This is a genomic window from Congregibacter sp., from assembly GCF_965660375.1.
Lineage (GTDB): Bacteria > Pseudomonadota > Gammaproteobacteria > Pseudomonadales > Halieaceae > Congregibacter.
Genome location: NZ_CBFHZO010000019.1, coordinates 1 through 4541, shown reverse-complemented (window position 1 = coordinate 4541; position 4541 = coordinate 1). Strand labels below are relative to the sequence as shown.

Below are 4541 nucleotides of genomic sequence, written 5' to 3'. Positions count from 1 at the left end.
GGTTGGGCTTTTCTTTTGCGGAACCGGGCAGAACGATGCCTCCGGCTGTGGTTTGTTCTTCTTCGTTGCGACGAATGACCACACGGTCATACAGCGGACGGATCTTCATTGCTTCAAATCTCCAATCAATCGACTTTAGGTGACCCCGAAGCGGGGGACTGACTGGTTTATGGGGTGTATCGAAGGGATTTCAAGAGCTTTTTGGCAGTCTTTTCGCCAGAGTGCTAATTATTTTCACTGCGCTCACGCTGTTAACCGCGAAGCTGGGCGGCAATGACAAGAAAACCTATAAATTACAATGACTTATGCTAAATGCCAGAAAGCACCGATCAATCGTCGTCGAGGCGACGGAATTCCCCCTCGATAGGATCGCCGGGGCGAGGCCGATAGGCGGGCCCGGGATCTTCCTTGCCCCCCAGCGCCGCGAAGAGCTTGCGCCGAAGGGGCCCGAACAGCACCAGAACGGCTATTCCGTCAGTTATGAGTCCCGGCACGATCAGCAGTAGTCCTGCCAAACCCATGGCGAGCTCATCAGCAAGGAGTCGCTGGGGCAACATCGCCGCACCACCGCTCTGAACCGCCCGCAGTTTATTGACAATCTCCATGCCCTGCATTCTGAGTATCGTCAGCCCCAGCAGAAAGGTAGCCAGCACGTAGAGCATTGCCTGAAGGGCGCCAATGCGGGCGCCCAATTGAATCAGTGTGAAAAGCTCCATCCACGGAAGCAGTATAAAAATCCATCTCATCATTGAAGTATGGGGCCTCGCTAGTTGTTTGCAAGCCGCGAACCGTCATCACGTACAATCACCATATGAGCGACAAACACCCCATGGACGGCGAACTGGATCAACGTATCTGGCTCACCGTGTGCGCAATCCCCGCTGGCAAATTGTCAACCTATGGTGATGTTGCCGCGCGCGCCGGGCTCCCCGGAGCGGCGCGCCGCGTGGGTGCGGCACTTCGCAAACTGCCCGAGGGCAGCAATGTGCCCTGGTACCGGGTGGTGAACGCCAGCGGCAAGAGCTCTCTGCCGCCCGGCACTCGGGGCGCAGATCGCCAGAGGGCGCACCTTGCTGACGAGGGAGTGCTCCTCGGCGCCGGCGGCGCGGCCGTGCTGCGACGCTACCGCTGGTAGCTCTCCGAGCGCTTTTGGCGATCGACGTACATTAAGACGCCGACAAGAAGAATAGCGGGGATACCCAGTCCCGCAGCGATCACGAAGAACGGTGCGTATCCCGAAGTATCTACTACCCAACCGGAAAATCCCGACAAGAATTTGCCCGGCAGGGTCATGAGCGAGCTGAACAGTGCGTATTGCGTCGCGGTGTAACTGCGGTGTGTCAGACTCGAGAGATAAGCGAGAAACGCGGTGCTCGCAATGCCGCCACTGAGATTATCCGCGCTGATCACCAGCGCCAGCCAAAGAAGTGCCGGGGCGCCATCACCCTCCAGCCCCGCAAGTACCGCGAACAACAGATTCGTGCTCGCGACCATGACCGCACCGAGCATCAGCGGCCTCAGTAAACCAAAGCGCATGACCAGGACCCCACACAGCGCAGAACCGGCGATGGTCATAAAAAACCCAAAGAGCTTGGCGACGCTGGCTATTTCCGACTTACTGTATCCCAGATCAAGATAAAAGGGATTGGCCATAACGCCCATGGCAATATCGCTCAAGCGGAAAACGGCGATGAACAGCAGCAGAACAAAGGCAAAAGACCCAAAGCGCTGGAGAAACTCGAGAAACGGGCAGATAACCGCGCCCAGGAGCTGTCGCTGCCACAGCGACCGCTGCTGGAGATGCATGGGTCGTCCCATCACCTGATCCACCATCTGCGCGTCCATGCGACGCTGCTCTTCCGCCGTCCGGTGCAAAGGCTCATCAGCCCAAAGAGTGGCGAGCATGCAGGCACCCACAAGGGCTGCCATAGCAAGATAGGCCCATGACCAGCTGTGGATATCGGCGAGGTACAGGGCCCCCGCACCGGATACCAACAAGGCGAGTCGATAGCCAAAAATATAGGACGCAGAAAGCGCACCCTGCTCCTCATCGGGGGCAGATTCAATGCGAAAGGCATCCAGTGCGACGTCCTGCGTGGATGAGGAAAACGCCACCAGCAACGCCGCTAAGGCAATGCTAGTAAGGCCCTGCTGGGGGTTCATCACACTCATTAGCGCGAGTCCCGATGCAATGCCCAGCTGCCCCAGAAAGATCCAGCTCCGTCTTTGGCCCAGCAGGCCGTGCAGCAGGGGTAATTTGAGCCGGTCGACCACCGGAGCCCAAAATACCTTGATGGAATAGGTGAGGCCGACCCAGGCGAAGAAGCCGATGGCGGTTCGCTCCACCCCCTCATCCCGAAGCCAGGCAGTAAGTGTCGAAAACACCAGCAAAAATGGCAGCCCTGCCGAGAAACCCAGGAGGCTCAGCACCACCGCTTTTTTGCGCGTGTAGATCAGTAGCGCTTCGCGCCAGGTGTAAGCCGGATTCAAATCGGCCACTGCGACACCGCCCCATAGCCAGGCATCATCGTAAACGGACTATTGAAGAAGCTAATCAAACGTCCTTACCGTCCTGAGATCCATGCCCGCAAGAACGGCGGTACCCTGGGGCTTTGGGAAGCCTTGCGAAGGGAGTAACGATAAAACGCTCTCAAGGCGTCTAAATATCGAGCCTGTGGATCCACGAGAAAGAGCTCTTGCTGACTCATCGATGGCAGTGCTGCATCTCTCGGTCGGGCTCTGGCAAATTTTGCCGTGACCGGCAGAAGCTCGGTGTAGTCATTCACCATCTGTCCCGCATCGCGAGGTTCAGAGCTTTGCACTCGCTGACGAACCTGATCTAGTGCCTCCCGGTTTTGGCTAATCGCTAGCAACTGCGCAGACACGCATTCTACGGTGGGCTCTACTAACCAACCGGTCCTGCCGTCGACGATACGCTCGACGAAAGCTCCCAGACGCGTCGCTATGGGTGGGATTCCCGCAGCCTGCAGTTCGCTCAGGGTATAGCTAAAGGTTTCGGGCACCGTAGACAGCAGCAGACCGACGTCCGGCGCGTATTGCCGTATGAGTCCCGGAAGCTCCTTAGCTGCATAGGAATCAATTACCGTGACATTATCGGGCAACGCCCGCGATCCCAGAGAGTCTCCAAAGCCAAGCAACACCAGCTGAATATTACCCTGCATCAGCAGTAGCTCCACAAGCTTTGCGGCCAGTGCCCCGCCTTTGTGCGCTTCCTGACCACCCAGCACCAGAACCGTCAGTGTGGCATCGTCGGTGGAAGAAATCCTTCGGCAGTCTATCAGTGCATTAGCACGCGGAGCCGGTAGACCATGAGGAATCACCCGCCCATCCAAGGGCTCGGCGTTGCCAAGAATTTGCGCAAAACGTGCCAAGACCGACGCACTGGGCGCCACTATACGCAGCGACTGCATTCGCAGGTGTTCAGCGAAGGCGGTTCGAATTGCGTGCCAGTGCTGCGGACTCTCCACGAGAAAAAATTTCTGAAGCTCATTATTGGCAAAGCAGTCCTCCATCCTTGCGGGCGAGCAGCTCTCACAGGGCCCATCAAAAGTTGCAAGAATCGCGGGACAAGTGGGAAAGAAGTTATGGAGGACAAATATCGTAGGAAGCCCCGTATCAAGCACCTCCATCGCATGCCCGATCAATGAAGAGACAAATACAGCGTCCACACCGTAAGTCTCAACAATCTCCTCCAGAAACTGTTTGTACTCGCAATGCTGTATCTGGGTTGAAACAATGGGCGTCGCAAAGGTGCGACTCAACACCGGTACCTGCGGGGTGTCAGCATCGTAGAGGGCGAGGGTCTGCCCAAAAGCACTTCGGTCGCCAATGGGCCGCAGTATCAGGCTGCGTGCCTCAGTATCGGCCCCGACAAAATCTTCGATCCACGCTGCAAGCCCCCCTCCCCAGCCATGGGATACGTGCAGTCGCACTGGAGCATTAGGTTTAAGGTCTGCTGGCGGATTCTCTGAGCGCTTTGAAACCTCGGTCATCGCATGTCGCAGTCCGGTTAGCGGATGACGTTCCAGCATCGCTTGTCGATATGCCAAGGCGATGTGGGGCGATACCGGCATGGGTGCTAAATCCCGGTCATCCACAAAAACAGCGTCTGTGAGCTGGTAGCTGAGCGGTCCATCCCGTCTTGAGGGTGCCAGCAGTCCCGATAGGCCTGATGGCGCAGGGAGCTCCAGCAAGGCGTTGTTTGCAAAGCGATTCAGCCAACAATCTAAGGCGGAGGGGTCCAAACCTGGATCGTGTTCTGGGGACTGAAAGATCGAGCTCAATCCGCTTCGCACGCTCAGCGGAAAACACACTGCACCTGCGGAAAAATGCGCTCGAGGGAACCGAGCCCACCCGCCTTCAGGCAAGATACAGGACGCATTTAAAACCAAAATCATGCGACCCGTATCACCAAAACGCTGATTCAACTGCTCCCAATAATCTTCCAGTGAGGGCTCCTCCTGGAACAGTCCCTCCACCGAAATGTCAGTTTCTCTCAGAGAGTGCTCAACACGCGTTAA

Annotated in this window: 4 protein-coding genes and 1 pseudogene; 1 reads left to right on the top strand and 4 read right to left on the bottom strand. The window is 57.0% G+C overall.

Annotated elements, in window-relative coordinates:
- Both ACTG3T_RS01895 and ACTG3T_RS01890 read right to left on the bottom strand, forming a co-directional pair.
- Positions 1-109 (bottom strand): annotated as a pseudogene (locus ACTG3T_RS01895) (co-chaperone GroES); the annotation flags it as partial.
- A 220-nt stretch (positions 110-329) separates the two neighbouring features.
- Positions 330-746 carry an FxsA family protein gene (locus ACTG3T_RS01890; RefSeq protein ID WP_439100571.1) on the bottom strand — a complete coding sequence of 139 codons (417 nt, stop codon included), beginning with the start codon at positions 744-746 and terminating at the stop codon, positions 330-332.
- A 65-nt stretch (positions 747-811) separates the two neighbouring features.
- Between ACTG3T_RS01890 and ACTG3T_RS01885 the strand changes: the two genes are divergently transcribed.
- A complete protein-coding gene (locus ACTG3T_RS01885) occupies positions 812-1135 on the top strand; it encodes an MGMT family protein (protein WP_439100570.1) in 324 nt (107 codons plus the stop codon).
- Here the strand turns inward: ACTG3T_RS01885 and ACTG3T_RS01880 are convergent.
- On the bottom strand, positions 1123-2499 hold the full coding sequence (locus tag ACTG3T_RS01880) for an AmpG family muropeptide MFS transporter (RefSeq protein ID WP_439100569.1): 1377 nt from the start codon (positions 2497-2499) through the stop codon (positions 1123-1125). The two genes, ACTG3T_RS01885 and ACTG3T_RS01880, sit on opposite strands and share 13 nt — an antisense overlap.
- Before the next feature lie 65 nt (positions 2500-2564).
- Positions 2565-4541, bottom strand: a 1977-nt coding sequence (locus ACTG3T_RS01875; RefSeq protein WP_439100568.1) for a glycosyltransferase, incomplete at its 5' end; no start/stop codon positions are given.